Below are 1,339 nucleotides of genomic sequence, written 5' to 3'. Positions count from 1 at the left end.
GCCACCGGTGAGGGTTCGTGGTCCTCGATCATCATCGACGCGGCGACGATGGCGTTGCCGGGTGTCGGCAAGATCGTCGGCAAGGGCCTGAAGGTAGCGGTCGGTGCCGAGCGGGTGGCAGGCGCCACCTCGAAAGTGAAGAACGCGGTGGCCGGCTCGAAGGCGTTCAAGAACGTTGCGGCGCTCAAGAATTCGGCAACCGGCGTCGTCAGCAAGCTGGCGAACAAGCCGATGAAGATGGCCCTCAACGGGTTCAAGAAGGGTGAGGCGTGGAACGTTCGGATGCCGAAGGTGAAGCCGAGCAAGAACGGCTTCTACGACGTGGGCGGACATGGCTCACCGAAGGTGTTCGAATTCGTTCAGAACGGACGCAAACTTTCCCTTGACCATCGTTCACTGGCGAAATTGATCAAGAACCAGAAGGACTATGACGGCGGTGGCGTCCGGTTGCTGAGCTGCAGCACCGGCAAGGGGCCGAACAGCCTGGCGCAGAATCTGGCCAACAAGATGGGCGTCCCGGTGGAGGCGCCCAACGAACTCCTGTGGGTCTGGCCCGGCGGCCAGACTGCCGTCGGTGCCGACCTGAAGAACCTGACCGGTGGATTCCGCACGTTCGTGCCGGGTGGTAAGTGATGACCGATCTCGACCGGGTGGGTTTCTTTCGCGAGTTGCCTCACGGCGACGCCGACGGGCCCGAGCTGACCGAGGCGATCGCCGAGCCTCTGCCGGCGGACCAACGGGAGGTCGTCGCCAACTATCTGGACCGAGGTTCGGTGCTGGTCGCCACCACCGGCACAGCAGACGACGTGCTGAGTCCGGACCGTCGCGCGGTGGCGGACATCAGCATGCACACCGACGGGACGGCGCTGTGGCCGGGAGACCTTGGCTACTACGTCCGGAACTACGGTGCCCGGGTACCCAAGGCCCTGCTCGACCGGGCAATGGCCGGCCCGCCTCCGCCGCTGACCGATGACGAACTCGCCGGGCTGGCCGACGAATTCCTGCCGCCACCTCCAGAGGACACCTGATGGGAGCCGGCACCGCCGATCGGGTGTTTCGCGGCCGCCGCCGCTGCATGACGGAACCAGCGGGAACGACCTGGCGTCAGTTCCGTATCAGCACGGCAGTTTTCAGCACGGCAGATTTCAGCACGGCAGATTTCAGCACGGCAGGTTTCTGCATGACGGTGCCGATTCCCGTTGCCCGGGCGTCGGCGAGTAGAGGAATGTGGTGAACGCAGGTGACGTCGTTCTCGTTGGGTGGTGATCCGGCGTCGATTCGGGCGTCGGCGTCGTTGTGGGGCACGTTCGGGACTGCTGCCGGTTCGGCGTCGACGGAT

General features: G+C 64.8%; 2 protein-coding genes and 1 pseudogene. 2 read left to right on the top strand and 1 reads right to left on the bottom strand.

What is annotated here, in order from left to right; genetic code table 11:
* A pseudogene (locus K340_RS36305) lies at positions 1–633 on the top strand (hypothetical protein); the annotation flags it as partial.
* Entirely contained in the window at positions 633–1,028 is a 396-nt protein-coding gene (locus K340_RS32085; RefSeq protein WP_051267096.1) for a hypothetical protein, read from the top strand. The pseudogene K340_RS36305 and the gene K340_RS32085, both read left to right, overlap by 1 nt.
* Before the next feature lie 76 nt (positions 1,029–1,104).
* Here K340_RS32085 and K340_RS32080 read toward each other — a convergent pair.
* A partial coding sequence (locus tag K340_RS32080; protein ID WP_037366085.1) for a hypothetical protein occupies positions 1,105–1,339 on the bottom strand: 235 nt, incomplete at its 5' end.

It is taken from the genome of Nakamurella lactea DSM 19367 (genome assembly GCF_000426645.1).
Taxonomy (GTDB): domain Bacteria; phylum Actinomycetota; class Actinomycetes; order Mycobacteriales; family Nakamurellaceae; genus Nakamurella; species Nakamurella lactea.
This window is presented reverse-complemented; position numbering and strand designations above follow the sequence as displayed.

What these genes read in the sequence shown, in the direction of transcription:
- K340_RS32085 (WP_051267096.1), top strand. Translation starts at nt 633, where the DNA reads ATGACCGATCTCGACCGGGTGGGTTTCTTTCGCGAGTTGCCTCACGGC.